The sequence below is a fragment of the Pseudomonas sp. gcc21 genome (genome assembly GCF_012844345.1).
In the GTDB taxonomy this organism is placed as follows: Bacteria; Pseudomonadota; Gammaproteobacteria; order Pseudomonadales; family Pseudomonadaceae; genus Halopseudomonas.
The window spans coordinates 384,373-409,314 of the sequence record NZ_CP051625.1 but is presented as its reverse complement, the minus strand read 5'-3'; the positions used below and the strand labels follow the sequence as shown (position 1 = coordinate 409,314).

The following is a 24,942-nucleotide window of genomic DNA, read 5'->3' as shown; positions in this document are numbered from 1 at the left end:
AAAAATCCGCATGGACTTTCATCCATGCGGGTTTGCTTAGCAGGTCTCAGGCTGTCTTGGCTGCAGCCGCCTTGACCATATTCTCGAGCTCACCGGACTCGTGCAGTTCGAGGATGATGTCGCTACCACCCACCAGCTCGCCATCAACCCAAAGCTGCGGAAAGGTCGGCCAGTTCGCATATTTCGGCAATTCGCTGCGGATGTCAGGGTTCTGCAGGATATCCACGTAGGCGAACTTTTCGCCACAGCTCATGAGCGCCTGAACAGCCCGTGCCGAGAAACCGCACTGGGGAGCATTAGGCGCACCCTTCATATAAATCAGAACAGGGTTTTTGGTGATCTGTTCTTTGATGGTTTCGATAGTGTCCATGACAACTCCTCGTAGCGTACGCAGGCATGGATTGGGCCCGCAGAAAGACGTTTAGTGTACAGCAAAAACTGCGGGCTATACCGCTCCCCTCGCCATACTCGGCGTTGTCATGGCCGCGATCCGTCGGCTTTTCTGTTGCAGAGAACTACATTCCACGGGGTCGAACAGCCTGTCAGCACCGCTGGCAACTTTACCACCCCGTCGACCGGCCTTGGTCATACGGCCGGCGCATTTGCCATTGGACGGATTTTACCGATAAGATCGCTGCTTCTCTTTTTTCGGATATGGCTCTACTGGGCTTAACAGCTACGGTAAGGCCCACTGTTTCCGGTCGATAGCCGACCGAGGTTACCGGGTAGCTCAACATGACAGCACGGCACTTTCTTTCGTTGATGGATTGTTCACAGGCAGAATTGATCAGCCTGATCAAGCGCGGCATAGAGCTCAAGGCGCTGCATCGGCAGGGTGGGATCTACGAGCCATTGAAGAACCGCGTGCTGGGCATGATCTTTGAGAAAGCCTCGACCCGTACTCGCGTTTCGTTTGAAGCCGGCATGATCCAGCTCGGCGGTCAGGCTATTTTTCTCTCGCCGCGTGATACCCAGCTGGGCCGGGGCGAGCCGATCGAAGACAGCGCACGGGTGCTTTCAAGCATGGTTGATGCGGTGATGATCCGCACCTTCGACCACAGCGATATCGAAACCTTCGCGCAGCATTCCAACGTACCGGTCATCAATGGTCTGACTGACGACCTGCACCCATGTCAGCTTCTGGCAGACATGCAGACTTACCAGGAACACCGCGGCTCGATCCAGGGCAAGACTGTCGCCTGGATCGGTGATGGCAACAATATGTGCAACACCTTCATTCAGGCCGCAATTCAGTTTGATTTTCAGCTGCGCATCGCCTGTCCTGAAGGGTACGAGCCTGATCAGCGCTTCCTTGATCAAGCGGGCGACCGGGTGATGGTCACCCGCGACCCACAGGAAGCGGTCGCTGGTGCGCACCTGGTCAACACCGACGTGTGGGCCTCGATGGGCCAGGAAGATGAGGCCGAGGCGCGGATGAAACGCTTCGCCCCATATCAGGTGTCACCGGCCATGCTCGACCTGGCCAACGAGCACGTCCTGTTCATGCATTGCCTGCCTGCCCATCGCGGGGAAGAAGTCACCACAGAGTTGATGGATGACCCGCGTAGCGTGGTCTGGGATCAAGCTGAAAACCGGCTACACGCGCAGAAAGCGTTGGTCGAATTCCTGTTGGTCGATTAGGCCCAGCTGCCATGAGCGATTCGCCCGGCATCATCCTGGAGTTGAACCAGCTGGCATGCGGATACGCCGGCCACAAGGTCGTCGCCGACCTGGATATTCACCTGCGCGCCGGAGACATAGGCTGCCTGCTCGGCCCTTCCGGGTGCGGCAAGACCACAACGCTGCGTGCGATTGCAGGATTCGAACCTATTACCGGCGGCGAAATCAAGCTGGACGGCCAGGTGATCTCCTCCCCTGCACACCGTGTTCCGCCAGAGCATCGAAGAATAGGGATGGTGTTTCAGGACTATGCGCTGTTCCCCCATTTAACGGTCCGGCAGAACGTCGCCTTTGGTATCGAAAAGCATCCAGAACGCGAGCGTATCGTCGACGAGTTGCTCGAACTGGTGAAACTGTCCCAGCTCGGGCGCCGGTATCCGCACGAACTATCCGGCGGCCAGCAGCAGCGAGTCGCACTGGCCCGCGCATTGGCGCCGGATCCTAAACTCCTTTTGCTGGACGAACCCTTCTCCAACCTGGACGGTGAGCTGCGTCGGCGCTTGTCCGGTGAGGTGCGTGAAATCCTCAAGCTGCGCGGTACCAGCGCCCTGCTGGTCACCCATGATCAGAACGAAGCCTTTGCTGTTTCGGATCATGTCGGCGTGCTGAAGGAAGGTTCGTTGCAACAGTGGGATACGCCCTACAATCTCTACCACGAGCCGGTAACACCCTTCGTGGCCAGCTTTATTGGTCAGGGATATTTCATACGCGGGCAGCTGTTGACGCCCGACACGGTGCAGACTGAGCTCGGCGTGATTCGCGGAAACCGTGCCTACCAATTGCCTGCCGGCAGCGCTGTGGATGTGCTGCTGCGTCCGGACGACATCGTCGGCCAGGACAACACCGGGCTGTACGGGACCATTATCGGCAAGACCTTTCTCGGCGCGACAACCTTGTATCGCCTGCGCCTACCTACCGGCAGTACGCTGGAGGCAATATTCCCGAGCCATGATGATCACTTTATGGGCGAGAAAGTCGGCATACGGGTCGCTGCCGACCATCTGGTGATTTTTGCCGCGCAGGGCAGCGTTAACGTTCATGCCCAACTGCCGCTGGAACAGGTACTCGACGTGGGCACTTCAGGTACCACCTGAAGCGCCCGTCCCGTATTCAGAGGTCGTCACCGTAGAGTATTTTCGCGATGCCGCGGTGCACTCCGATCGAATGACGGTAGTCGGTGTTCTGCATCATACCCAGAGTGATGATGTCGTTAGCCGGGTCAATCCACACCCAGGGGCCTTGCACGCCCCACCACCAGAAGGTCCCTTCAGGCAGTACAGCCTTTTCCGCGTCGGCAACGACAGCCACGTTCAGACCAAACTGGTTACCAGGGTAGATCGGGCTGATAGCCTCTACTTGCTCGGGCAGCTGGTTGCTGCGCATCGCTTGCACCGTTTCAGGCTTGAGCAGGCGTACCCCATCGAGCTCTCCATCATTGAGTAACATCCGCGCGAACCGCAGATAATCGTCCATGCTGGAGATCAAACCGCCTCCACCATTCAGCATCTTCGGTTTACTGAAATGTTGAGTGTTCGGCAACGGAACCAGACCGCCCTCCTCCTTGGGCTGGTAGGACACTGCCAGTCGATCGGCCTTGTCCTCCGGCACATAGAATCCGGCGTCTTTCATTCCCAGCGGGTCAAAGATGCGTTTCTCGAGAAACGCGTCAAAAGCCATCCCCGACAACACCTCTACCAAACGCGCCTGGACGTCTACTGAAACGCTGTAATGCCACTGTGTACCGGGTTGCTGACGTAGCGGGATATTCGAAAGCTTTTCGACGGTTTCAGCCAGCGTCGACTCCCGATCAAAGATATTCACTTGCTTGTACAGGTCATCCACCTGGGATTCAGAAAAGAACCCATAGGTGAAGCCGGCAGTGTGAGTCATCAGCTCACGGATGGTAATCGGATGATCGGCCGGCTCGGTAACCGGGCGACCGTTCGGGCCCTCTTCTTTTGCCACCTCGAGCCCCTTCAGTTCCGGCAGATACTTTTCGGCCGGATCATCCAGTTGGTACTTGCCCTCTTCGTACAGCATGAGCATTGCCGTACCGGTAACAGGTTTGGTCAGCGAGAAGATCTTGTACAGCGTATCTTCGGACAACGGCACCTTGTTCTCGACGTCCTGATAACCATGTTGCTTACGATGAATAACCTTACCGTCTTGATAGACCAGCGTGGCGATACCGGCCAGCTTTCCCTTGTCGACCTGAGCCTGGGCGGCGTGCTTAAGCATCTCGAGCCGCTCGGCGCTCAGGGTATGGGAGACGGGTTGATCCGCAAATAATGGCTGACTAAGTAGAGCACTGCCGAGTAGGCAGCAGGCAAAGCGAAGCCGTTTGGCGGCCGACTGCTGGGTCCGAAGCATGGTCACATATCCTTGGTATTGTTTGAAGCTCGATACATTAGCGGTATCTGTACCGCTTCGCTATCACCACAATGTGGGCTGAATGTCTCGCAATAGCTGTGGTCCAGGGAGCATCAGCATGGCATTACACAGCGCAAATCTGGATAATGCGCACAATCAAACAGCCCTATCGGAATCGACCCGTTTATGCAGATCAAAAAGAACGCCGTTGTAGAATTTCACTACAGTTTGTCCGACGCCAATGGCGAAATCGAAAATTCCCGCAAACACGAGCCGGTGCTTTATCTTCACGGCCAGCCCGGCCTGATCGACAGCCTGGTTGAAGCCCTCGAAGGGCACGAGGCAGGCGACCGTTTCACTGTCGAGCTGACAGCCGAGCAGGCTTACGGACCGAAGCGGGAAAATGCCACTCAGAAGGTTCAGGTCAAACATTTGCAAGGCGCCAAGAAGTGGAAACCCGGCATGGTGGCAGTGATCCAGACGGACGAAGGTCCACGTCAGGTCACCATCGTCAAAGTCGGCCTCTCACAGGCCGAAGTCGACTCCAATCACCCGCTGGCTGGTAAGGATCTGACGTTTGACATCGAAATTCTGTCGGTACGTGAAGCGACCGAGGAAGAGTTGGCGCATGGACATGCGCACGGTGTTGGCGGGCATCAGCACTGAGCTGATGAACTATCAACAGCCGGGGCAAATCGCCCGCCGGCTGGCAGGATTGCGCAAGACGCCGTGAACCCATCCTTGGGGGCTTGGTGAAAACATCCCTGTTTTCAACACTTGCTCGACCCTGACAGCCGGCGGGCTTGATGAACATCGGAGTTAGGCGGAGATCTATAACTAAAGCGCTTTCGCTTTGGTCTTTCTCTCAGGCAACTTACGTGTTCATGCGAAGCGAGGCGACAGGGTTGAGCCGACCGTCGATGACAGGGATGTCATCGTTGAGCTTACAGGGACGTACCTGCAGCGTGTCGGCGCGGCCCTGTCGTCACGCGGAAGCTGACTCCGTAACTCCACCAATACGAATAACTGTATTGCTTGAGGCGTCTGCGGATAGCTTGAGATGAGGGGTCGGGGCAAGGCGCCCGCCAGCTGCCAGGATTACGCAAGACGCCGTGAACCCATCCCTGGGGGCTTGGTGAAAACATCCCTGTTTTCAACACTTGCTCCAGCCTGACAGCCGGCGGACTTGAATGCGCATCGGCGTAACGATGAGATTCAAAGCGTTTGGGCTTCCGACGCCTCGTGGCAGCTCACCTCAAGCTCAACCAGTCATCCGATTTCAACCATGCCCAATATTAAAAGCCTACTTTATGTCAAGCAAAGTTTGGCAAAAAGGTGTAAGATGGCTGCCCTTTCCTTATACAAGGCAGCCGTTCATGTCCGCTAAGACCACAACCAGCAAGCGCAAGGCAGATGCTGCCGTAGCCACCAGCAGCTCTATTGATAGCCAGATCGAAAGTTTCCTGGCTTCCGGCGGCGAGATTCAGAAAATCCCCAACGGCAAGAGTGGCCAGGTATACGGCGCGCCTCGCCCAGGCAAGCCTGCCAAGTAATATCGGCTGTGTCAGGAGACCTGCCGAGCAGGTCTTATCACCCTCTCCCCTTTTATTCTCGATGATTGTTCGCCGGCAAAAGCATTGCTCGTCGACATTTTTTCACCGATTCCGGCACTTTAGCGTTCCTCTTCCTGCATTGGCGTTCAGCTCCCCAACCGCAACATGCTTCATTGAAGCGATACCCTCCCGGGCAAGGTCTTATCGCACTGGCTATGCTGTTGAGTGCAGCCGGCTAATGCAGGGCTGCTCCGACTCATCCGGAGGAGATTGGCCATGCCTGAGCCAGTGAGCTTCAAATTCCGCTACGCCCTGATCATTCCTGTGCTTGGCCTCGCCACGCCAGGTTATGCGCAACCCCCAGCCGTCGATACAGAATCCCCCGGTTATTCCGCTGAGCAGGCGCGCCTGGAAGATTCCCAGCTTGAACCAGACCTGAACGAAGAAGAAGCCGCCATACGCCGGCTATATACTGAATACAGCTCATACGTCGAGTCAGTCCAGACACTCTCCCCCGAGCTAAGCAGGGATATCGCCAAGGGCAAAGAGCTTCCAGCGGGCGCTGGCCGCAATGTGAACCCGCGATTGCTGGCCAAGTTGCCGGACTACTCAGGTTATGAGTGGCGCGAGGCCGGTCGTGATCTGGTTTTGATCAGATCTTCCGATGGCGTCATCGTCGAAATGGTGAGCGATGTGGTGGGCGACGAAGGTGACACCCCGGCTGGCCCATAAACCGCGCCCGCCACAACTGGCGGGCGCGGTTGCGCACTAATTAGTGCGGGCAGCCATTTCAACCCGAGCGTTGCGGCGTATTACCCATTGATTGATACGTTCCTGGCGCTCTGAGGTGAGCGGGTAACGCCAGGCGATGGCGAATGCGGCCATGTATAGCGATACCGGACCAAGGATGTAAAGCACCCGGAGAGCGAGCAGCTGATCTGCGGAATGGGTTGTAGCCTGGGCGTCAAAGCCCACCAGCGCCAACAGCCCGAGCGACAAGCCCAGCCCGATCGCCATTGCCAGCTTTTGCGCCATGCCTGACATCGCGAAGAAAAGGCCAGTGCGGTGTTCCTTACTACGCGCAGTATCCAGATCCACGATATCGGCCAACATTGAAAGCGGAAGGAACTGAAAGGCAGCGAAGCAGAATCCCTTCAGCGCAAACATGATGGCAAAAGGCACAAGCTGGCCAGCCTGCAGGAAGAACATTCCGAGAATACTGGCGCTGGACACGCCAACCGCAACACAGAACGCCTTGTGCTTGCCGATTTGCTTACCCAGTAATAGCCAGAACGGAATCCCCAGAATCCCGACCCCGAAGTACAGCAGGTACATCATGCCGATTTGCGCCTGGATCTGAATCACGTGTTGCATGAAGAATACGGACAATGCGTTGCGGAACGATTCCCCAGTAATCACGATGAGCAACATCAACATCATGCGCTTGAACGGGCCGTTGTTCTTGAGCACCCGCAGGCCTTTTTTCCACTCGGTACGTTGAATGGATCGCGCCGGAGCCTCCTTGACGAATAGCACGACCAGCAGCACCGTAACCGGCAGCATCAGAAGCAACATCCAGCCCATGCCTGCCAGTATCGGCCCGTAACCCATGCTCAACTGACCGTCCGACCCGACCAGCCAGATCATGAAGCTCATCAGTGCGCCATCGGTTTCGCCCGCAGCGAACCGGGCAGCCATCGACTGCACGATCGCGGGTGCCAGAGCTGCCAGGAACAAGCCGATGAGCACATACCCCTCCCGCGAAGCAGTGACACGGCTGCGTTGATGGTACAGCGGAGAAAGCTCGGCCCCCCAGGCTCCGTAAGGCAGGGTCACCATCGTCCAGCCGAGATACATCAGTACGGTCCAGAGCAATAAATGACCGAGCCCCGCTCCGTCCGGCGGCATGAATATCATCACGGTCCCCAGCAGCATCAGTGGGGTGCCCATCAACAACCAGGGCTTGCGGCGCCCCAAGCGGGTCTGCCAACGGTCGCTCAGCGTGCCGATAAGCGGGTCAGTGATTACGTCCGACATTCGGGCCAACACCAGAACCAGAGCCATGAGACCCATGTTCAGCCCGATTTCCTGAGCATAAAACGGGGGGAGGTAGACCACTAACGGATAGCCAATGATAGCCAGCGGCATGCCGACTGAGCCGTGGATCAGGATAGTGGAGCGCTTCAATACGCCAGTTTGAGTCATGCACGTTCTCCGCTGAGGACCGTTGTTTTAATTATCGTCTCCAGGGTCACTGCCGATGGTGCAGTGGTTGACCTAGCGAAGCGATGAGCTTCTCCGATCGATTCTATGTCAGCTGCTATCCTTTACAAGCTGCGATCAGCTGAAGCGCCTTACCTGCCGTTTGGTCTTCGCTTCAGATATGAAATAAAGACCCAGCAACCCGACTGGCATGCGGCTTGGCAGCTTCATCAGAGCGTGCGCACTGCTCACATTCAGAATTCTTATTCGTCCTGGGATGGTCTTCGAAACAGCGGCAGTTTTAGGTCAGTTGCGAAACGGGTAAGCCGGGTCTTTGCTCTTCTGGTATACCGTGAACCGATAGCGAACCGGTGCGGTACGCCAGAGTCCCATTTCAAAGGCGAACAATTGAGCGAGAGCATGAGACTACTGAGAGCATATATGCTGCTTCGCGTGCTTGTTACGCTCGTGTTGAGCACTTTCCTGGCAGGCTGCAGCATGCCGCGTCTGGGCTATCAGAATATCGACCATGTGATTCGCTGGAAGCTAGACGACTATGTATCGCTCAGCCGTGAGCAGCGCGTCTGGCTTAACATGCAAGTTAAAAAGCAACATGCCTGGCACTGCCATCTCGACCTGCCCCGCTACCGTCCGCTGCTGATAAAAGCCCGTGACGAGCTGGTGAGCGACCAGCCAGATCCTGCGTGGTTGCAGGCTCAGCTACCTGAGTGGAAATCCGAAATTGACCGAACGCTACACCGTCTGTTGCCCGTTGCTGTAAGCCTGTTACGCCAGCTTGATGCAGAGCAGATCGACTACCTGTTTTCAAAACTGAACGAAAAACAAGCGGAGCTTCACGAGCGCTATGTTGAGCCTGACGCGACCACCCGCATCATGGAGCGCAGCGAACGAATGCAAAAACGCTTGGAGCGTTGGCTTGGTCGCCTCGATCAGGCTCAGGTCGAGCGTATCGACCAATGGGCCGCGCAGCCTGCGGAGCGGAATGCACTATGGCTGGCTAACAGACAACACTGGCAGAATGTTTTGCGCGATACGCTGCAGCGGCGTGATGCCGACGAGTTCCCTGCCCAGTTGGGCAGGTTGTTTATTGAACCACAGACAGTCTGGTTGCCCTCCTATCGCGAGCAACAGCCGGCCGCGACCAAATCGACAATCGAAATGCTGGTAAACGTTCTGGATATCGCGCAGCCCGGGCAAAGGAAACTTTTGCAACGCCGCATCGATGATTTGTTGCGCGATCTGGAGCGAATACGCTGTCCGTCATTGCCGGAATCGGCGCTTGTCCCGGCTATCGCAAACCTGGAAACAACGAAACACCCAGGAGCGTTTGACAAGCATTCTCATTAGCATTAGCATGCTTCGCAAGTCCACGGGGTTGGGGGTTGTGCATGTATATCTGTCTTTGCAAGGGTGTGACTGACCACCAGATCCGCGAAGCGATCAGCGAAGGGGCCAGCAGCATGCGCGATTTACGCGCCACACTCGATGTCGCCAGTCAGTGCGGAAAATGTGGACGCGAGTGCAAGTCACTGCTCTCCGAGAATCTGGTAGGCAGCCAAATGGCGCTCCAGAGCGCTCAGTTCGTCGCCGCCTGAACAGAGCGTCAACCAGCAGCCCTTCAACTATTGCGAATCGTTCGTAATTCCTTTCATATCAGACGGTTATAGTTTGACAGCACCGGGACTCCGGACCAGACTTGCTGTCTGATATACCCTGAGGAATAGAGTCATGAAAGGCGATAGCGTAGTTATCCAGCATCTCAATACTGTATTGGGAAATGAACTGGTCGCGATTAACCAGTATTTCCTGCACGCCCGTATGCTCCAGGACTGGGGTCTGGAAAAACTGGGCGAACACGAATACAAAGAATCCATCGACGAGATGAAACACGCCGATATGCTTATCAAGCGTGTGCTATTTCTCGAAGGCCTCCCGAACCTTCAGGATCTTGGCAAGCTGCTGATCGGCGAAAATGTCCGTGAGATTCTCGAATGCGATCTGCGCCTGGAAATGGCCGGGATCCCCGACCTGAAAACAGCCATAGCGTATTGCGAAACAGTCGCTGATTACGGAAGTCGCGAATTATTCGAAGAGATTCTGGAGTCGGAAGAAGAGCACATCGATTGGCTGGAGACACAGCTTAGCCTGATAGATCGTGTTGGACTGGAAAATTACCAGCAATCGCAAATGAGCTGAGTGATTTGTAATGCAATGCTGGCGGCTGTTCCATACAGGGCGCAGCCGCCTCAGCGTTGATCCGCCACCTCTCGCTAGCAGCTTTACGCTGCCGCTCTTGCTCTTCTCTCCATGTCAGCCTTCCAGATCCGCCAGGATCTGTCTCAGCGCGTTCATAGGCTGATCCGAACGAGTAATTGGGCGCCCTATCACCATATAGCTACTGCCGTTTTCAATTGCCTGACGTGGCGTGACAATTCGCTTCTGATCATCAGCACTGCTGTCGGATGGCCGAATGCCCGGCGTAACCAACAGGAATTCATCCCCCAGCGCGCCACGCAGCGCCCGGGCTTCCCGCGCCGAACACACTACGCCGTCCAGACCACATTCCTGCGTCAACCGCGCCAGACGCTGAACCTGGACCATGGGTTCGATATCGATACCGACCTCCTGAAGATCTTCCTGTTCCAGGCTGGTCAGTACCGTGACTGCCGTCAATAGCGGCCTGGAACCCGACGCGCGCCTTTCAAGCATCTCTCGGCAGGCTTCCATCATCCGCCGTCCCCCGCCAGCATGGACATTCACCATCCAGACACCCAATTCGGCCGCCGCCTGAACAGCGCAAGCGGTGGTATTGGGAATATCGTGAAACTTGAGATCGAGGAATACTTCAAAGCCTTTAGCTTGAAGCGCTTCGACTATGGCTGGCCCGGAGCAGGTAAATAGCTCCTTGCCAACTTTCACGCGGCACAGCTTGGGCTCAAGCTGATCCGCCATAGCCAGAGCAGACTGCGCATCGGGATAATCCAGCGCAACGATGATGGATGTAGTACAGGGCATGCTTGGTTCCTGTTTGAAATCGAGATGGACTAAGGCGCTTTATGCCCCTTGAGCGGTCTGACAGTCGACCAGCCATGGCAGGTAGGACACTGCCAATGAAGTCGTCGAGTGGAAAAGCCGCACGCCTGGCAGCGGTACTGATGAGCATCGGCAACCAGCGCTTCGATGATACCCCGTAGCGCAGCCTGGTCTCCCTGACCACTCGGCTCAACGGCACCCGCGTTCAGATTCATCAGGTAGAGCAGACCGCGTAATGATGGAGCAGCTTGAAGCTGAGCCACCATGTATCGGCTTGCTGAGGCAATTCCTGAGTGTTTTTTGATCTCTTCGGCACGTTCCATGACGATAGCAATCGGCGAGTTTTTTGCCTGGCCGATAATCCGCTCGAGATAGCTGGATAAATTCAGCGCGCCATTATCGGCGCAGCGCCTCGCCAGCGGCAAGGCTTGCGGTACAAAATCCGGGTCGGTTTCAGCCAGTTGCTTCAACCGGGCAACGCACTCCTGGTGATCACCCTGCTGCTCTTCCAGTTCAGCAAACATCAGGATTGCCCGAACGTTCGAGCTATCGGCGCTCAATGCGTTGCGCAGGTGCATGCGCGCCTGTTGCCAATCGCGCTCTCGCTGCGCTATCAGAGCCAACTCGCAGTGATAGTGGGCAAGAGTTCCGGCGAACGCCGGGCGTTCAATGGCGAGCTTCCTGCCGACTTCTACCGCCTGTTCCCAGTCCCGCTCGCGTTCATGAATCTTCACCAGATCGACGAGAGCTTCGGCGCGCATTGGAGATCGGCTGTTGATCAACTCGTCCAGAAGGCGCTCCGCTCTCTGATGCATGCCCACTGCCAGAAAATCGCGCGCTAGTTCGTACTGCACCCGGTCGGCCTGTTCACGGGTCAGGTTAGGACGCGCCAGCAGATTCTGATGGACCTTGATCGCCCGCTCGACATCACCCCGCTGACAGAACAGTCGACCAATGGCGATATGTGTTTCTACTGTTTCCGGGTTGACCTCCAACGCACGGATGAAGGTCTCGATAGCCTCGTCGGGTTGTTCGTTTAGCAGATAATTGAGGCCAATAAAGTATTGCCGATCGATAGCGCTTCCGTGCGGCTCTACCAGAAACCGTACCTTGATTGCCTCGCGCCGCCCCAGATACCAGCCGACAGCCAGGGCCACCATAAACAATCCGAGGAACAGCAGTTCCTGCATATCAACCCTAGCCCTTGATCGCCTGCGTACGCAGCTTGTCTATTTCCTTGCGGTGACGGTTCAGCTCATTGTTTTGCACCATAAGGCGCAAGCGCAGCCGGGTTGTAACCAGCCAGCCGATGAAGATACCCAGCAGACTACCGGCTATGAACGCCAATACGATGAAAAGCGAGAGAGGAAATTCCGGAGATTGCATTTCGAGGAACTGCAAGCTGACTCCCTGCTGATTCTCCAACACGAAATCAAGGGTCGCCAGGGCGACCAGCAAGGAAACGATGATAAGCGCCACGCGCTTCAGCCACTGCATTGCCGCCACTCCCTATCTGATGATTGAGCGGAGTATAGCGCAGCGCCAAGTGCGGTTGATATGAGTCAGGCGTTTTCCAGCGACTCGTTAACGCGGTCGCGCAACTCTTTGCCTGGTTTGAAATGCGGCACGAACTTGCCATCAAGCTCTACGGCATCGCCGGTTTTCGGATTTCGTCCCAGTCGCGGCGCGCGGTAATGCAGCGAGAAACTGCCAAATCCGCGAATTTCAATTCGCTCGCCCGTAGATAAGGCTTGGGACATATGTTCCAACATTGTCTTGATCGCCAGCTCTACATCCTTTGCCGACAACTGTCCCTGTTGTTCGACTATGCGCTCGATCAACTCCGACTTGGTCATGGTTTTTCCTTTTTTATCAAGCGGCTAGATCCGTTTTCAACGGTTTTACCATGCTTGACGCCGTTTGAACAGCCTGATAAAGGACAAAATCAGGCGTGACGGCCGCTGATTTTCTGCAAGCACAAAAAAGGGCGACCGAAGTCGCCCTTTTTCAAGGATTACAAAGGCTTGCTTAGTTGCCCTTGTTTTCCATCTGCTGCTTGATCAGATCACCAATGGTGGTCGGACCAGCTGCCAGCATTTCCTGCTTGCGCAGGTCCTGGATGGCTTCTTTCTCGTCTTCAACGTCCTTGGCTTTGATCGACAGGCTGATGACGCGGCTCTTGCGATCAATGCTGATGACCTTGGCTTCTACTTCGTCGCCAACGTTCAGGACATTGCGAGCGTCCTCAACGCGGTCACGGCTGATTTCGGAGGCTTTCAAAGTGCCTTCGATATCGTCAGCCAGGGTGATCACTGCGCCCTTGGCGTCAACTTCCTTGACCGTACCGTTGATGATGCTGCCCTTCTCGTTCAGGGATACAAAGTTGGAGAACGGATCGTCTTCCAGCTGCTTGATACCCAGAGAGATGCGCTCACGCTCAGGATCGACCGAGAGGATGACAGTTTCGATCTCGTCGCCCTTCTTGAAACGACGAACAGCTTCTTCGCCAACTTCGTTCCAGGAGATGTCGGACAGGTGAACCAGACCGTCGATGCCGCCGTCCAGACCAATGAAGATACCGAAATCGGTGATCGACTTGATGGAGCCGGAGATCTTGTCGCCCTTGTTGAACTTGCTGGAGAACTCTTCCCATGGGTTCATCTTGCACTGCTTGATGCCCAGGGAGATACGACGACGGTCTTCGTCGATGTCCAGAACCATGACTTCCACTTCGTCGCCAACCTGAACGACTTTGGAAGGATGGATGTTCTTGTTGGTCCAATCCATTTCGGATACGTGAACCAAGCCTTCAACGCCCTCTTCCAGCTCGGCGAAGCAGCCGTAGTCGGTGAGGTTGGTGACCTTGGCGTTAACACGCGTGCCTTCTGGGTAGCGACCAGTGATGGCAACCCATGGATCTTCGCCCAGCTGTTTCAGACCCAGGGAAACGCGGTTGCGCTCGCGGTCGAATTTCAGAACCTTGACGTCGATCTCGTCGCCAACATTGACGATCTCGGAAGGATGCTTGATACGCTTCCACGCCATGTCGGTGATGTGCAGCAGGCCGTCTACGCCGCCCAGATCAACGAAAGCACCGTAATCGGTAAGGTTCTTGACGATACCTTTGACGACCTGGCCTTCCTGCAGGGTCTCCAGCAGGGCTTCGCGCTCGGCACTGTTTTCGGCTTCGAGGACAGCACGACGGGAAACGACAACGTTGTTGCGCTTCTGGTCCAGCTTGATGACCTTGAATTCCAGTTCTTTGCCTTCCAGGTGCGTGGTGTCACGGACCGGACGGACGTCGACCAAGGAACCCGGCAGGAACGCGCGGATGGTGTTGACATCGACGGTAAAGCCACCTTTGACCTTGCCGTTGATAACACCCTTGACGATTTCTTCTGCGGCGAAAGCTGCTTCGAGGACTTTCCAGGATTCGGCGCGCTTGGCCTTTTCACGGGACAGCTTGGTCTCACCGAAACCGTCTTCAACGGCTTCCAGCGCTACGTGCACCTCATCACCCACGTTGATGGTCAGTTCGCCCTGATCATTCAGGAACTGCTCACGCGGAATGACACCCTCGGATTTCAGACCGGCGTGAACGGTGACCCAATCGGAGTCGATGTCCACAACAATACCGGTGATGATGGAGCCTGGCTCCATATCGAGGGTTACTAGGCTTTCTTCAAAAAGTTCGGCAAAGCTTTCGCTCATTTGGATTCCTGTAAATGTTTATTGAGGCAGTAACCGCCTGGCCGCTCTAATGCGGGCCTTGCAGCAAACATACCCGCCACGCCACCAGCTTGCGTGGGTTGATGATTTAAACCCTCTTACCGGTGGGGCTGGTTTCCCGGTAAAAGACCTTTGAAATCAGTTGAGCAGATCGCGCTTGAGCGCTTCTGCATGCACCTTTTCCAGTACCTCATCGATTGTCATGCTGGTAGAGTCGATCAGGAGCGCATCCTCAGCTGGCCGTAAAGGCGCAACACTGCGATTCATATCCCGCTCATCTCGAGCAACAATCTCATCAAGAAGACTCGCCAGATTAGCAGTTTCACCCTTCCCCAGCAACTGCTTGTAGCGCCGTTCAGCCCTTTCCTCGGGACTGGCGGTCAGAAATATCTTCAAGGGTGCGTCGGTGAATACCACAGTGCCCATGTCGCGCCCGTCCGCCACCAGGCCCGGCAACTCACGGAACACGCGCTGACGCTGCAACAACGCCTCGCGAACCGATGGCAGCGCCGCCACAATCGAAGCGTTTGCTCCGACGGTCTCGCTGCGGATAGCACGGGTCACATCTTCTCCTTCAAGAAGAATCTGCTGTTCCCGGCTGTTTTCTGGGGTTACGAAACGGACATCCAGATGAGCGGCAAGCGCCTCGAGGCTTTGCTCGTTGCTCAGCTCGATGCCATGATTTTGTGCAGCAAACGCCAGCAGCCGGTACAAGGCTCCGGAATCAAGTAGATTCCAACCCAGCTGCGCCGCCAGCAAACCTGCGATGGTCCCCTTGCCAGAACCACCGGGTCCGTCGATGGTGATTACCGGTATGGCTTGCTCAGTCACACGTCCTCCTCCAGGCGGACCTGAATGCCCGCCGATTGAGCGAGCTCGATGAAGCCCGGGAACGATGTAGCGACGTTGGCGCAATCGCTGATGTGGATGTCGCCGGTGGCCCGTAGCGAGGCGACGCTGAACGACATTGAGATGCGATGGTCGCCATGGCTCTCGACGCTGCCACCGTGGATGCTGCCGCCCTCGATAATTATCCCGTCGGGCGTCGGCTCAGCGTACACGCCCAGCGCCTGCAGACCGTCAGCCATTACCTGAATACGGTCAGATTCCTTCACACGCAGCTCTTCAGCGCCGCGCAGAACAGTGCGCCCTTTAGCACAGGCGGCTGCGATGAACAGTGCGGGAAATTCGTCAATGGCCAATGGAACCTGATCAACCGGTATATCGATCCCTTTCAGCGCCGCGTACCGTACACGGACATCGGCCACGGGCTCGCCGCCTACTTCGCGTTCATTTTCAATCGTGAGATCGCCACCCATGGCGCGCAGAATGTTGATCACACCGATGCGGGTCGGATTGATGCCGACATGCTCGAGCAACAAATCCGAACCCTCGGCAATACTGGCAGCCACCATGAAGAAAGCTGCCGAAGAAATATCAGCCGGAACGTCAATCTTACATGCTGTCAGCGTGTGCCCAGGCTCCACGGTGACTCTCGCCCCGTCGACGGCTACCGGATAGCCGAACCCCTTCAACATACGCTCGGTATGATCGCGGGTTGGCGCAGGCTCAGTAACAGAGGTAGAACCCGAAGCATACAGGCCGGCCAACAACAGGCAGGATTTAACCTGGGCGCTGGCCATCGGCATGCTGTAGTCCATCCCCATCAGCCCGCCTTCACCATAGATACGCAGCGGCGGACGTCCATCACTGGCAGTCTCGATGCGCGCACCCATTTCACGCAGCGGCTTGGCCACCCGTCCCATCGGACGCTTGGACAGCGACGCATCACCAGTGAGCACGGTATCGAATTTCTGAGCGGCGAGCAGGCCGGATAGCAAGCGCATGGACGTGCCCGAGTTACCAACGTAAAGCGGGCCCGGTGGCGCCTGCAGGCCATGCAGCCCTACACCATTGATCGTGACCCGACCATGATGCGGGCCTTCAATCACCACACCCATGTCTCTAAACGCCTGCAATGTAGCCAGACTATCTTCACCCTCGAGGAAACCTTCAACCTCGGTCACGCCTTCAGCGAGTGAGCCAAGCATGATCGAACGATGGGAGATGGATTTGTCGCCCGGTACGCGGATACGCCCTGTGACAGATCCACCCGGAGCGGCTATGAAGTTCGTTATTTTAGTCTGCATGGGATCCATATATGCCCTGCGGGCCAGAATAGTACTGAAATGCTCACGCGCCGACTTGGCCCGGGTAAACACACCCAGCAGGGTATTGGCATCCCGCTCTTCGACCGCCGCGCGCAAGCGGCTTAAATCCTTGGTAAAGGCATCAAGACTACGCAGCACGGCGTCCCGGTTGGCCAGAAACACGTCTCGCCACATGACCGGGTCGCTGGCGGCTATGCGGGTGAAATCCCGAAAACCTCCAGCAGCGTAGCGGAAAATGTCCAGATTCTCACTGCGCGCTGCCAGCGTATCGACCAGCGAAAATGCCAGCAGATGTGGCAAATGACTGGTCGCCGCGAGTACTTCATCGTGGTCGGCCAAAGCCATGTATTCCACGTCGCCACCAAGTGCTCGCCATAAGCTCGAGACCAGCTCCAGCGCCTGCTTACTGGTATGCTCAAGCGGCGTCAGTATCACCTTGTGGCGGCTGAACAGATCAGCTCGGGTAGCCTCAATGCCGCTCTTTTCAGAGCCTGCAATCGGGTGACCCGGCACAAAGGTCGCAGGAATAGCGCCGAAGGCTTTTTCAACGGCTTCGACGACCGCACCTTTGGTGCTTCCCGCATCAGTCAGCACAGCTTGCCCCAGATGCAGGCTTGCCAACGTTGACAACACTTCCTCCATCGCCAGCACCGGCACGGCAAGCATTATCACATCAGCGCCCTGTACCGCCTCGGCAAGGTCGCCAGTAACCCGGTCGACTACTCCGAGCGGGATTGCCATCCGGCGCGTCTGGGCGTCCGGATCGCAGCCGACCACCTCTTCGCAGAGTCCACTAGCCCTCAAGCCCTTGGCGAAGGATCCACCAATGAGGCCCAAACCAACTACCGCCAGGCGCCCGATGATGGGCGCAGCAGGAGACAGCGGCGCAACATCACTCATCCGCCAGCACCTCGGCCAGCGCATCGAGGAAGCGTTGATTCTGCAAAGGCAGCCCGACAGTGACCCGCAGATGATTAGGCATGCCATAACCGGCAACCGGGCGTACGATGACGCCACGGCGCAGCAGCCCCTCATAGACCGGAGCGGCGTCCCGGCCCACATCCACGGCGACGAAATTACCGCGCGAAGGAATCCAGCTCAGACCCTGCTCGGCGAACCCCTGCTCAAGCTGAATCATGCCTTCACGGTTGGCTCGTCGGCTCTCTTCAAGATATGCATTATCAGACAAGCTGGCGACAGCTGCGGCCAGCCCCAGATTGTTCACATTGAACGGCTGACGCACCCGGTTCAGCACATCAGCTATATCAGGGTGACTTACGCAGTAGCCAACCCGCAGTGCCGCAAGCCCGTAGGCCTTGGAAAAGGTCCGGGAGACAATCAGGTTCCGGTGTTTCTTCACATAATCGAAACCATTCAGCGCGTGCTTGTCGTCAACGTACTCGGTATAGGCTTCATCCAGGACCACCAATACCTGCTCCGGCACCTGATCAAGAAATGCTTCCAGCTCCGAGCGTCCCACCCAGGTCCCGGTGGGGTTGTTCGGGTTGGCGACAAAGATGAGCCGCGTAGCCGGCGTGACAGCAGCAGCCATGGCCTGCAGGTCATGCCCCCAGTTCAGGGCCGGCACTTCCACGGCACGGGCACCTACAGCCTGGGTAACGATGGGATAAACCGCGAACGCATGCTGACTGAAGACGACTTCGTGCTCCGGCGCCACGAAGGCCCGGGTGAGCAGCTCGAGAATATCGTTTGAGCCGTTACCCAGGGTAATCATTGCGGAATCAAAACCGAAACGCTGGGAAATCGCCTGCTTGAGGGCAAAACCATTGCCGTCCGGGTAGCGAGTTAAATACGGTAGCTCCTGCTGAATCGCCTTGAGCGCCATTGGCGCCGGGCCGAGCGGGTTCTCATTGCTGGCCAGCTTGATAATTTGCGCGGGATCAAGATCGAACTCCCGCGCCAACTCTTCGATCGGCTTGCCGGGCACGTAAGGGCTCAACTTCTGCACGCCCGGAAGGGCCAGGGCGAGGAAATCACAACTCATAATTCATACCTCAAGCTTCAAGGAAGAGAACGGACAGGCACAGCTTTTGTCGACTGACGCCTGCCCGCTACTAGCAGACTACAGGACGGCTTTCGGATAAGAGCCCAACACCTTCACGGCAACCGAATCGGTATTGACCTTTTCGAGTACATCCTTGACCAAGGGATCATGCTGATGACCGAAGAAATCGATAAAGAAGACGTAGGTCCATTTCCCGATGCGCGACGGACGCGTTTCGATCCGCGTCAGGTCAATCCCGTTGGCATGGAAAGGCTGCAGGAGCTCGTGCAGCGCGCCAGGCTTGTTGCGCGTGGACACAATAACCGAGGTTTTGTCATCGCCAGTCGAAGGCACCGACTGGGTGCCGATAATCAGAAAGCGCGTGGAGTTATCCGGGCGGTCTTCAATCTTCTCGGCGATCCTGGTCAGTTCGTACAGCTCACAGGCCATATCACCCGCGATGGCCGCCGAATTCCATTCGCCCCGTACCCGTTTGGCTGCCTCGGCATTACTGCTGACGGCCACCCGCTCAACGTTCGGGTAATGCGCATCCAGCCATTTTCGGCACTGCGCCAATGACTGAGCATGGGAGTAAACGCGGGAAATCTTGTCGGTACGGGTGTTCTCTCCCACCAGCAAATGATGGTGAATCCGCAGCTCGACCTCGCCACAGATGACCATATCGTGCTCGAGAAAACTGTCCAGCGTATGGTTGATAGCGCCTTCGGTGGAGTTTTCCACCGGCACCACACCGTACTGCACCGCGCCAGCGGCAACTTCCCGAAAGATCTCGTCAATCGCGGCCATCGGCACACTGATGACCGAGTGCCCGAAGTGCTTGATTGCGGCTGCCTGGGTAAAGGTGCCCTCCGGCCCCAGGTAGGCCACCTTGAGCGGCTCTTCGAGGGCCAGACAGGCCGACATGATCTCGCGAAACAGCCGGGCCATTTCCTCGTTATCGAGGGGGCCTTTGTTAAGCTCCATGATGTGTTTGAGTACCCAGGCCTCGCGTTCAGGCCGGTAATACACCGGCTTGGCACCGGCAGGTAACGACTTCTGCTTGACCTGAGCAACCGTCTGCGCGCATTGGGCGCGCTCGCTGATCAGCTCGAGAATCTTCTCGTCAATCGTGTCGATACGGTTTCGTAGAGCCTGGAGCTGCGCTTCGTCTGACATGGGCATCAACCGTGCTGTTTCTCGAATTCGGCCATGTAGGCCACCAACGCATCCACCGCCGCTTCAGGCACGGCGTTATAAATGGAAGCGCGCATGCCGCCTACTGACCGGTGCCCCTTCAGATTGAGCAGACCGCGTTCCTCCGCGCCGGCCAGGAAGGGCTTGTCCAGGCGATCATCAGCCAGGCGGAACGGGACATTCATCCATGAGCGGTCGGCGACATTGATGGGATTGGTATAGAGCGCACTGCCATCGATAGCCGCATACAGCTTGCGCTGCTTGGCATCGTTGATCTTTTCCATCGCATCCAGACCACCCTTATCCTTCAGCCACTGGAAAATCAGACCGGAGAGATACCAGGCGAAGGTCGGAGGCGTGTTGTACATCGACCCATTCTTGGCGGCCACGCTGTAGTCGAGCATGGTCGGGCACTTGCTGTGCGCCTTGCCAAGCAGACTCTCGTGAACAATCACGACCACCAGCCCGCTGGGGCCGATATTCTTCTGTGCGCCGGCATAGATCAGACCAAACTTTGATACGTCCAGCGGACGGGACAGGATGGTAGAGGACATATCCGCGACCAGAGGTTTGTCACCGACGTCCGGAATCCAGTTGAATTCCAGCCCGCCGATGGTCTCGTTGGGCGTGTAATGAACGTAGGCAGCGTCAGCTGACAGGCTCCATTCGTTCTGTCCCGGAATAGCGAAATAATCATAGGCCTTTGCCGAGGCGGCCACGTTGACGTGGCCATAGCGGGAGGCTTCTTCAATCGCCTTGCGAGACCATATGCCAGTGTCGATATAGTCGGCGCTCCCGCCTTCGCCCAGAAGGTTCAGCGGAATCTGTGCAAATTGCTGGCTAGCGCCGCCCTGCAGGAACAGCACGCGGTAGTCGCTTGGAATCAGCAACAGATCGCGCAGATCCTGTTCGGCCCGTTCAGCTATACCGACGAACTCATCACTGCGATGACTCATTTCCATGACTGACAGGCCTTTGCCCTGCCAATCAAGCAAATCAGCCTGTGCCTGCTGCAATACCGCTTCGGGTAGCGCGGCCGGGCCAGCGCAGAAATTGAACAGTCTCTTGTTCACGTTCACTCCTGATCATCAATCGTCGGTGCGGCATCGTCGTCTGCCGGGCCGGTCGCCATGTCATCCGTCACATCCGCTGCGTCGGCATCTTCTTCAAGTTCGTCATCAAGCTCGCTGGGCTCTTGCACACGCTCGAGACCAACCAGCTTTTCTCCGTTGGAAAGCTTGATGAGCGTCACACCCTGGGTATTACGCGACAGGCTGGACACCTCACTCACGCGGGTACGCACCAGGGTGCCCTGGTCAGAAATCAACATGATTTCCTCGCCGTCGACGACCTGAACAGCGCCGACCAGCGGGCCGTTGCGCTCATTCGAGACCATCGCGATGACACCCTGACCACCACGCTTGTACTGCGGGAATTCCTCGATAGGTGTGCGTTTGCCGAAGCCGCGCTCCGAGGCCGTCAGAATGGCAGTGCCCTCGTCGGCCACAATCATCGACACTAGACGCTGCCCTTCTGTCAGGCGCATACCGCGTACACCGCGGGCCGTACGGCCCATCGCACGCACATCGGTTTCCTTGAAGCGCGTGACCTTGCCACCATCGGAAAACAGCATGATTTCACGTTCACCATTGGTCACCGCGGCGGAGATCAGCGTATCGCCTTCATCCAGATCCAGGGCAATCAGACCTACCGTACGCTGACGACTGAACTGCTCAAGCGGGGTTTTCTTCACCGTGCCCTTGGCAGTCGCCATGAATACAAACCAGCCTTCGGTATATTCTTCGACCGGCAACATCGTGGTGATGTACTCGCCCTCGTCCAGCGGCAACAGGTTCACCAGCGGACGGCCACGCGCGGTGCGCGACGCCTCGGGAATCTCGTAGGTCTTCAGCCAGTACACCTTGCCCTTGCTCGAGAACATCATGATGGTGGTGTGACTGTTGGCGACCAACAGGTGAGAAACATAATCCTCATCCTTCACCCCTGTGGCTGCCTTGCCACGACCGCCACGACGCTGCGCCTGATAATCAGCCAATGGCTGACTCTTGGCATAACCACCGTGAGAGATGGTCACAACGCGATCTTCTTCGGTAATCAGGTCCGCGATCGTCAGATCCAGGCGCGAGGCGACGATTTCGCTGCGACGGGCATCGCCGTAGTTGCTGCGAATCAGCTCAAGTTCTTCGACAATCACTTCCATCAGCCGTACCTGGCTGTTCAGGATGCGTAACAGCTCGCCAATCTGCACCAGGATTTCCTGATACTCGGTCAGCAGCTTTTCATGCTCCAGACCGGTCAGGCGATGCAGACGCAATTCGAGAATGGCCTGAGCCTGTTCCGGCGACAGGTAATATTTGCCCTCGCGCAGACCGTACTGTTCCGGCAGCTCGTCCGGGCGACACACATCCGCACCGGCACGATCAACCATTTCCATTACCGCGCCGGGCTCCCAGGCGGTAGAAATCAGGCGTTCCTTGGCTTCGGCTGGCGAAGGGGAAGCCTTGATCAGGGCAATCACCGGATCAATGTTGGACAGAGCAACAGCCTGACCTTCGAGAATATGCCCCCGTTCCCGCGCTTTGCGCAGCTCATAGACGGTACGACGGGTAACGACCTCACGGCGGTGACGGATGAAGGCATCCAGCAATTCCTTGAGATTCAGGATTCGCGGACGCCCGTCCAGCAGACCAACAATGTTGATGCCGAACACGTTCTGCATCTGGGTTTGCGAATAGAGGTTATTCAGCACCACCTCAGCCACTTCGCCGCGACGCAGCTCGATGACCACGCGCATACCGTCCTTGTCGGACTCATCGCGCAGCTCGGTGATGCCTTCGATTTTCTTCTCTTTGACCAGCTCGGCGATCTTCTCGATCAAACGGGCCTTGTTGACCTGGTAGGGCAGCTCGTGGATGAGGATCTGCTGGCGGCCGCCAACCTTGTCGATGTCCTCGATCTCGCAACGCGCGCGAACATAAATGCGGCCGCGACCGGTCTTGTAGGCTTCGACGATACCCGCACGGCCATTGATGATACCGGCGGTGGGGAAGTCAGGGCCCGGAATATGCTCCATCAACTCATCAATGGACATATCAGGATTGGCAATCAGCGCCAGACATCCGTTGATAACCTCGGTCAGGTTATGCGGCGGAATATTGGTCGCCATACCCACCGCGATACCGCTGGAACCGTTTACCAGCAGGTTCGGGACTTTGGTCGGCAGTACTTCGGGAATCTGTTCGGTACCGTCGTAGTTGGGTACCCAGTCAACGGTTTCCTTTTCCAGGTCGGCCAGCAGCTCATGGGCCAGCTTGGTCATCCGGATTTCGGTATATCGCATGGCCGCAGCGCTATCGCCGTCCACCGACCCGAAGTTGCCCTGCCCGTCTACCAACAGGTAACGCAGGGAGAATGGCTGAGCCATACGAACAATGGTGTCGTAAACGGCGGAGTCGCCATGCGGGTGATATTTACCGATAACGTCACCCACCACACGGGCGGATTTCTTGTATGGCTTGTTCCAGTCGTTGTTCAGTTCGCTCATGGCGAACAGCACGCGGCGGTGAACCGGCTTCAGGCCATCGCGCACGTCAGGCAGAGCTCGACCGACGATTACGCTCATGGCGTAGTCGAGGTAGGACTGTTTCAGCTCGTCTTCGATATTGACTGGAAGGATTTCTTTGGCCAGTTCACCCATGAAACGGCATTCCTTTTAGTGGCGGCAACCTGATGATGCCTATCGCGTAAGATCGACGCTTGCGAGGCCTCCTGAGAGGCCCCGGATTAAAGCCGGGAAGTGTACCACAGTCCAGCCCTGGAGGGAGTCGCAAGAAAGGCTGGGAGCGCTTACACGCTTACTGGGAGCATAAATCTGACCAAGATCGAATTGCGCCCTCAATGAAGGCGCCGGTGACTCATCAAATCCGCGATTCTGGTCGCATCGGGACGCTCAACCAGACCTTTTTCCGTCACGATCACGTCCACCAGATCCGCCGGGGTGACATCAAAGGTCTGCGGATTTGAAGTGAGGTCGCTGAGCTTCCTGCGGCCATCGTTATCCGACGGGTCATCCGACGCGACCTCATCGTCTATTTCCAGGCCCATATCAATGATTGACGAAGGCGCCACCACCATAAAGCGCAACCCATGGTGCATCGCCAGGATCGCCAGCGCGTAGGTACCCATGGCGCTGATCACATCACCATTGGCAGCGATACGCTCTGCGCCTACGACTACCCAGGTCATGGGTACCGATTTCATGTGGTGGGCTGCCGCAGAATCCACTGCAACCTGAGCCGGAACACCCAACTGCGTCAGTTCCCACTCGGTCAGTCGCGCCCCTTCCAGCTCCGGCCGCGTTTCGTTTACATAGACAGTAGCCACCAGCCCGGCTGCATGCGCGGCCCGCACTACGCCCAGCGCCGTGCCATAGCCAGCACCGGTCAGCGCGCCGGCATTACTATGGGTCATCAGGTTCTGCTTGCCTTTCTGATGCTTGCGGATCAGCTGGGCGCCCAGCTTTCCCATGGTGAGATTGGCTTCAATATCGCTGTGATGAATGGACATAGCCGCACTGAGCAACTCACCCGGCACATCGGCGTGATCCGCCAGGCGCCGCGTGCGCTCCTGCATCATCCGCAGCGCCCAGCTTGGCTGCACGATATCCGGCATGGACGCTTCGAGCATGGCGACATCGTCGGCCAGTGCAGCCGCCCAGTCGTCCGATTCGCCAATCGACCTGGCTGCGAGCGCCACGCCATAGGCCGCCGCTATCCCGACCAGCGAGCCGCCCCGTACAGCCTGGCTGCGGATTGCCTCCGCTATCGCGGCGGCATCCAGGCACTCCAGGTAACGTACCTCTTCGGGCAAAGCCCGTTGATCCAGCAGGCGCAGAGCACCGCCGCTCCACTCGATGGCACTGATACTGGCTTCGACGGTCAACTGCTCTTGTGACTGCATACAG

General features: G+C 57.0%; 23 protein-coding genes. 8 read left to right on the top strand and 15 right to left on the bottom strand.

Features of this window, described 5'->3' with window-relative positions:
• Positions 1-46: 46 nt before the first annotated feature.
• Positions 47-370: a Grx4 family monothiol glutaredoxin gene (grxD, locus tag HG264_RS02040; RefSeq protein ID WP_169406097.1), complete on the bottom strand. Its 324-nt coding sequence runs from the start codon at positions 368-370 to the stop codon at positions 47-49.
• A gap of 365 nt (positions 371-735) precedes the next feature.
• Here grxD and argF point away from each other — a divergent pair, with 365 nt between their 5' ends.
• The gene (gene argF, locus HG264_RS02035; protein ID WP_169406096.1) at positions 736-1,641 is read left to right on the top strand and encodes an ornithine carbamoyltransferase; all 906 of its coding nucleotides are present in this window, start codon (positions 736-738) and stop codon (positions 1,639-1,641) included.
• Positions 1,642-1,652: 11 nt separating this feature from the next.
• Entirely contained in the window at positions 1,653-2,774 is a 1,122-nt protein-coding gene (locus HG264_RS02030; protein ID WP_169406095.1) for an ABC transporter ATP-binding protein, read from the top strand.
• A gap of 16 nt (positions 2,775-2,790) precedes the next feature.
• On the opposite strand, the gene HG264_RS02025 is transcribed toward HG264_RS02030, so the two are convergent.
• Positions 2,791-4,050 (bottom strand): serine hydrolase, encoded by a 1,260-nt coding sequence (locus tag HG264_RS02025; RefSeq protein WP_169406094.1) that lies wholly within the window; start codon positions 4,048-4,050, stop codon positions 2,791-2,793.
• A gap of 186 nt (positions 4,051-4,236) precedes the next feature.
• Between HG264_RS02025 and HG264_RS02020 the strand changes: the two genes are divergently transcribed.
• The 3 genes from HG264_RS02020 to HG264_RS02010 all read left to right on the top strand — a co-directional run bounded on the left by HG264_RS02020 (position 4,237) and on the right by HG264_RS02010 (position 6,335).
• Positions 4,237-4,716: a peptidylprolyl isomerase gene (locus tag HG264_RS02020; RefSeq protein ID WP_169406093.1), complete on the top strand. Its 480-nt coding sequence runs from the start codon at positions 4,237-4,239 to the stop codon at positions 4,714-4,716.
• Positions 4,717-5,426: 710 nt separating this feature from the next.
• Complete coding sequence (locus HG264_RS02015; RefSeq protein WP_169406092.1) at positions 5,427-5,603, top strand: hypothetical protein; 177 nt, start codon at positions 5,427-5,429, stop codon at positions 5,601-5,603.
• Positions 5,604-5,879: 276 nt separating this feature from the next.
• On the top strand, positions 5,880-6,335 hold the full coding sequence (locus tag HG264_RS02010) for a hypothetical protein (protein WP_169406091.1): 456 nt from the start codon (positions 5,880-5,882) through the stop codon (positions 6,333-6,335).
• A gap of 36 nt (positions 6,336-6,371) precedes the next feature.
• Here HG264_RS02010 and HG264_RS02005 read toward each other — a convergent pair whose 3' ends face one another.
• Entirely contained in the window at positions 6,372-7,808 is a 1,437-nt protein-coding gene (locus tag HG264_RS02005) for an MFS transporter (protein WP_169406090.1), read from the bottom strand.
• Positions 7,809-8,225: 417 nt separating this feature from the next.
• On the opposite strand from HG264_RS02005, the gene HG264_RS02000 reads away from it, so the two are divergent.
• From HG264_RS02000 to bfr, 3 genes are all read left to right on the top strand, one after another.
• Complete coding sequence (locus HG264_RS02000) at positions 8,226-9,173, top strand: DUF6279 family lipoprotein (protein WP_169406089.1); 948 nt, start codon at positions 8,226-8,228, stop codon at positions 9,171-9,173.
• Between the two features lie 41 nt (positions 9,174-9,214).
• Positions 9,215-9,421 (top strand): bacterioferritin-associated ferredoxin, encoded by a 207-nt coding sequence (locus HG264_RS01995; RefSeq protein ID WP_169406088.1) that lies wholly within the window; start codon positions 9,215-9,217, stop codon positions 9,419-9,421.
• A 133-nt stretch (positions 9,422-9,554) separates the two neighbouring features.
• Positions 9,555-10,022, top strand: coding sequence for a bacterioferritin (bfr, locus tag HG264_RS01990; protein ID WP_169406087.1), 468 nt, complete (start codon positions 9,555-9,557; stop codon positions 10,020-10,022).
• A 114-nt stretch (positions 10,023-10,136) separates the two neighbouring features.
• Here bfr and pyrF read toward each other — a convergent pair whose 3' ends face one another.
• The 12 genes from pyrF to mtnA form a co-directional block, all read right to left on the bottom strand.
• Positions 10,137-10,841 (bottom strand): orotidine-5'-phosphate decarboxylase, encoded by a 705-nt coding sequence (gene pyrF, locus HG264_RS01985; RefSeq protein WP_169406086.1) that lies wholly within the window; start codon positions 10,839-10,841, stop codon positions 10,137-10,139.
• Positions 10,842-10,870: 29 nt separating this feature from the next.
• Complete coding sequence (gene lapB, locus HG264_RS01980) at positions 10,871-12,049, bottom strand: lipopolysaccharide assembly protein LapB (RefSeq protein ID WP_169406085.1); 1,179 nt, start codon at positions 12,047-12,049, stop codon at positions 10,871-10,873.
• A gap of 7 nt (positions 12,050-12,056) precedes the next feature.
• A complete protein-coding gene (locus HG264_RS01975) occupies positions 12,057-12,356 on the bottom strand; it encodes a lipopolysaccharide assembly protein LapA domain-containing protein (RefSeq protein WP_169406084.1) in 300 nt (99 codons plus the stop codon).
• A 65-nt stretch (positions 12,357-12,421) separates the two neighbouring features.
• Complete coding sequence (gene ihfB, locus HG264_RS01970) at positions 12,422-12,715, bottom strand: integration host factor subunit beta (protein ID WP_150300999.1); 294 nt, start codon at positions 12,713-12,715, stop codon at positions 12,422-12,424.
• A 172-nt stretch (positions 12,716-12,887) separates the two neighbouring features.
• Positions 12,888-14,570 carry a 30S ribosomal protein S1 gene (gene rpsA / locus HG264_RS01965; protein WP_150301000.1) on the bottom strand — a complete coding sequence of 561 codons (1,683 nt, stop codon included), beginning with the start codon at positions 14,568-14,570 and terminating at the stop codon, positions 12,888-12,890.
• A 156-nt stretch (positions 14,571-14,726) separates the two neighbouring features.
• Entirely contained in the window at positions 14,727-15,419 is a 693-nt protein-coding gene (cmk, locus tag HG264_RS01960; protein WP_169406083.1) for a (d)CMP kinase, read from the bottom strand.
• On the bottom strand, positions 15,416-17,659 hold the full coding sequence (locus HG264_RS01955) for a bifunctional prephenate dehydrogenase/3-phosphoshikimate 1-carboxyvinyltransferase (RefSeq protein WP_169406082.1): 2,244 nt from the start codon (positions 17,657-17,659) through the stop codon (positions 15,416-15,418). Before HG264_RS01955 ends, cmk begins: the two co-directional genes overlap by 4 nt.
• Entirely contained in the window at positions 17,652-18,764 is a 1,113-nt protein-coding gene (gene hisC, locus HG264_RS01950; RefSeq protein WP_169406081.1) for a histidinol-phosphate transaminase, read from the bottom strand. The genes HG264_RS01955 and hisC overlap by 8 nt, the downstream gene beginning before the upstream one ends.
• 78 nt (positions 18,765-18,842) lie before the next feature.
• Complete coding sequence (pheA, locus tag HG264_RS01945; protein ID WP_169406080.1) at positions 18,843-19,940, bottom strand: prephenate dehydratase; 1,098 nt, start codon at positions 19,938-19,940, stop codon at positions 18,843-18,845.
• Between the two features lie 5 nt (positions 19,941-19,945).
• Positions 19,946-21,031, bottom strand: a complete 1,086-nt coding sequence (serC, locus tag HG264_RS01940) for a 3-phosphoserine/phosphohydroxythreonine transaminase (RefSeq protein WP_169406079.1) — start codon at positions 21,029-21,031, stop codon at positions 19,946-19,948.
• A 2-nt stretch (positions 21,032-21,033) separates the two neighbouring features.
• A complete protein-coding gene (gene gyrA / locus HG264_RS01935) occupies positions 21,034-23,676 on the bottom strand; it encodes a DNA gyrase subunit A (protein ID WP_169406078.1) in 2,643 nt (880 codons plus the stop codon).
• Positions 23,677-23,873: 197 nt separating this feature from the next.
• The gene (gene mtnA / locus HG264_RS01930; protein WP_169406077.1) at positions 23,874-24,938 is read right to left on the bottom strand and encodes an S-methyl-5-thioribose-1-phosphate isomerase; all 1,065 of its coding nucleotides are present in this window, start codon (positions 24,936-24,938) and stop codon (positions 23,874-23,876) included.
• Between the last annotated feature and the right edge of the window lie 4 nt (positions 24,939-24,942).

Coding starts and splice junctions, on each gene's coding strand:
- HG264_RS02010 (WP_169406091.1), top strand. CDS start 5,880: ATGCCTGAGCCAGTGAGCTTCAAATTCCGCTACGCCCTGATCATTCCT.
- HG264_RS01975 (WP_169406084.1), bottom strand. CDS start 12,356: ATGCAGTGGCTGAAGCGCGTGGCGCTTATCATCGTTTCCTTGCTGGTC.
- grxD (WP_169406097.1), bottom strand. CDS start 370: ATGGACACTATCGAAACCATCAAAGAACAGATCACCAAAAACCCTGTT.
- argF (WP_169406096.1), top strand. CDS start 736: ATGACAGCACGGCACTTTCTTTCGTTGATGGATTGTTCACAGGCAGAA.
- HG264_RS02020 (WP_169406093.1), top strand. CDS start 4,237: ATGCAGATCAAAAAGAACGCCGTTGTAGAATTTCACTACAGTTTGTCC.
- rpsA (WP_150301000.1), bottom strand. CDS start 14,570: ATGAGCGAAAGCTTTGCCGAACTTTTTGAAGAAAGCCTAGTAACCCTC.
- HG264_RS02005 (WP_169406090.1), bottom strand. CDS start 7,808: ATGACTCAAACTGGCGTATTGAAGCGCTCCACTATCCTGATCCACGGC.
- gyrA (WP_169406078.1), bottom strand. CDS start 23,676: ATGGGTGAACTGGCCAAAGAAATCCTTCCAGTCAATATCGAAGACGAG.
- lapB (WP_169406085.1), bottom strand. CDS start 12,049: ATGCAGGAACTGCTGTTCCTCGGATTGTTTATGGTGGCCCTGGCTGTC.
- HG264_RS02000 (WP_169406089.1), top strand. CDS start 8,226: ATGAGACTACTGAGAGCATATATGCTGCTTCGCGTGCTTGTTACGCTC.
- hisC (WP_169406081.1), bottom strand. CDS start 18,764: ATGAGTTGTGATTTCCTCGCCCTGGCCCTTCCGGGCGTGCAGAAGTTG.
- HG264_RS02025 (WP_169406094.1), bottom strand. CDS start 4,050: ATGCTTCGGACCCAGCAGTCGGCCGCCAAACGGCTTCGCTTTGCCTGC.
- mtnA (WP_169406077.1), bottom strand. CDS start 24,938: ATGCAGTCACAAGAGCAGTTGACCGTCGAAGCCAGTATCAGTGCCATC.
- HG264_RS01955 (WP_169406082.1), bottom strand. CDS start 17,659: ATGAGTGATGTTGCGCCGCTGTCTCCTGCTGCGCCCATCATCGGGCGC.
- bfr (WP_169406087.1), top strand. CDS start 9,555: ATGAAAGGCGATAGCGTAGTTATCCAGCATCTCAATACTGTATTGGGA.
- pyrF (WP_169406086.1), bottom strand. CDS start 10,841: ATGCCCTGTACTACATCCATCATCGTTGCGCTGGATTATCCCGATGCG.
- ihfB (WP_150300999.1), bottom strand. CDS start 12,715: ATGACCAAGTCGGAGTTGATCGAGCGCATAGTCGAACAACAGGGACAG.
- pheA (WP_169406080.1), bottom strand. CDS start 19,940: ATGTCAGACGAAGCGCAGCTCCAGGCTCTACGAAACCGTATCGACACG.
- HG264_RS01995 (WP_169406088.1), top strand. CDS start 9,215: ATGTATATCTGTCTTTGCAAGGGTGTGACTGACCACCAGATCCGCGAA.
- HG264_RS02030 (WP_169406095.1), top strand. CDS start 1,653: ATGAGCGATTCGCCCGGCATCATCCTGGAGTTGAACCAGCTGGCATGC.
- HG264_RS02015 (WP_169406092.1), top strand. CDS start 5,427: ATGTCCGCTAAGACCACAACCAGCAAGCGCAAGGCAGATGCTGCCGTA.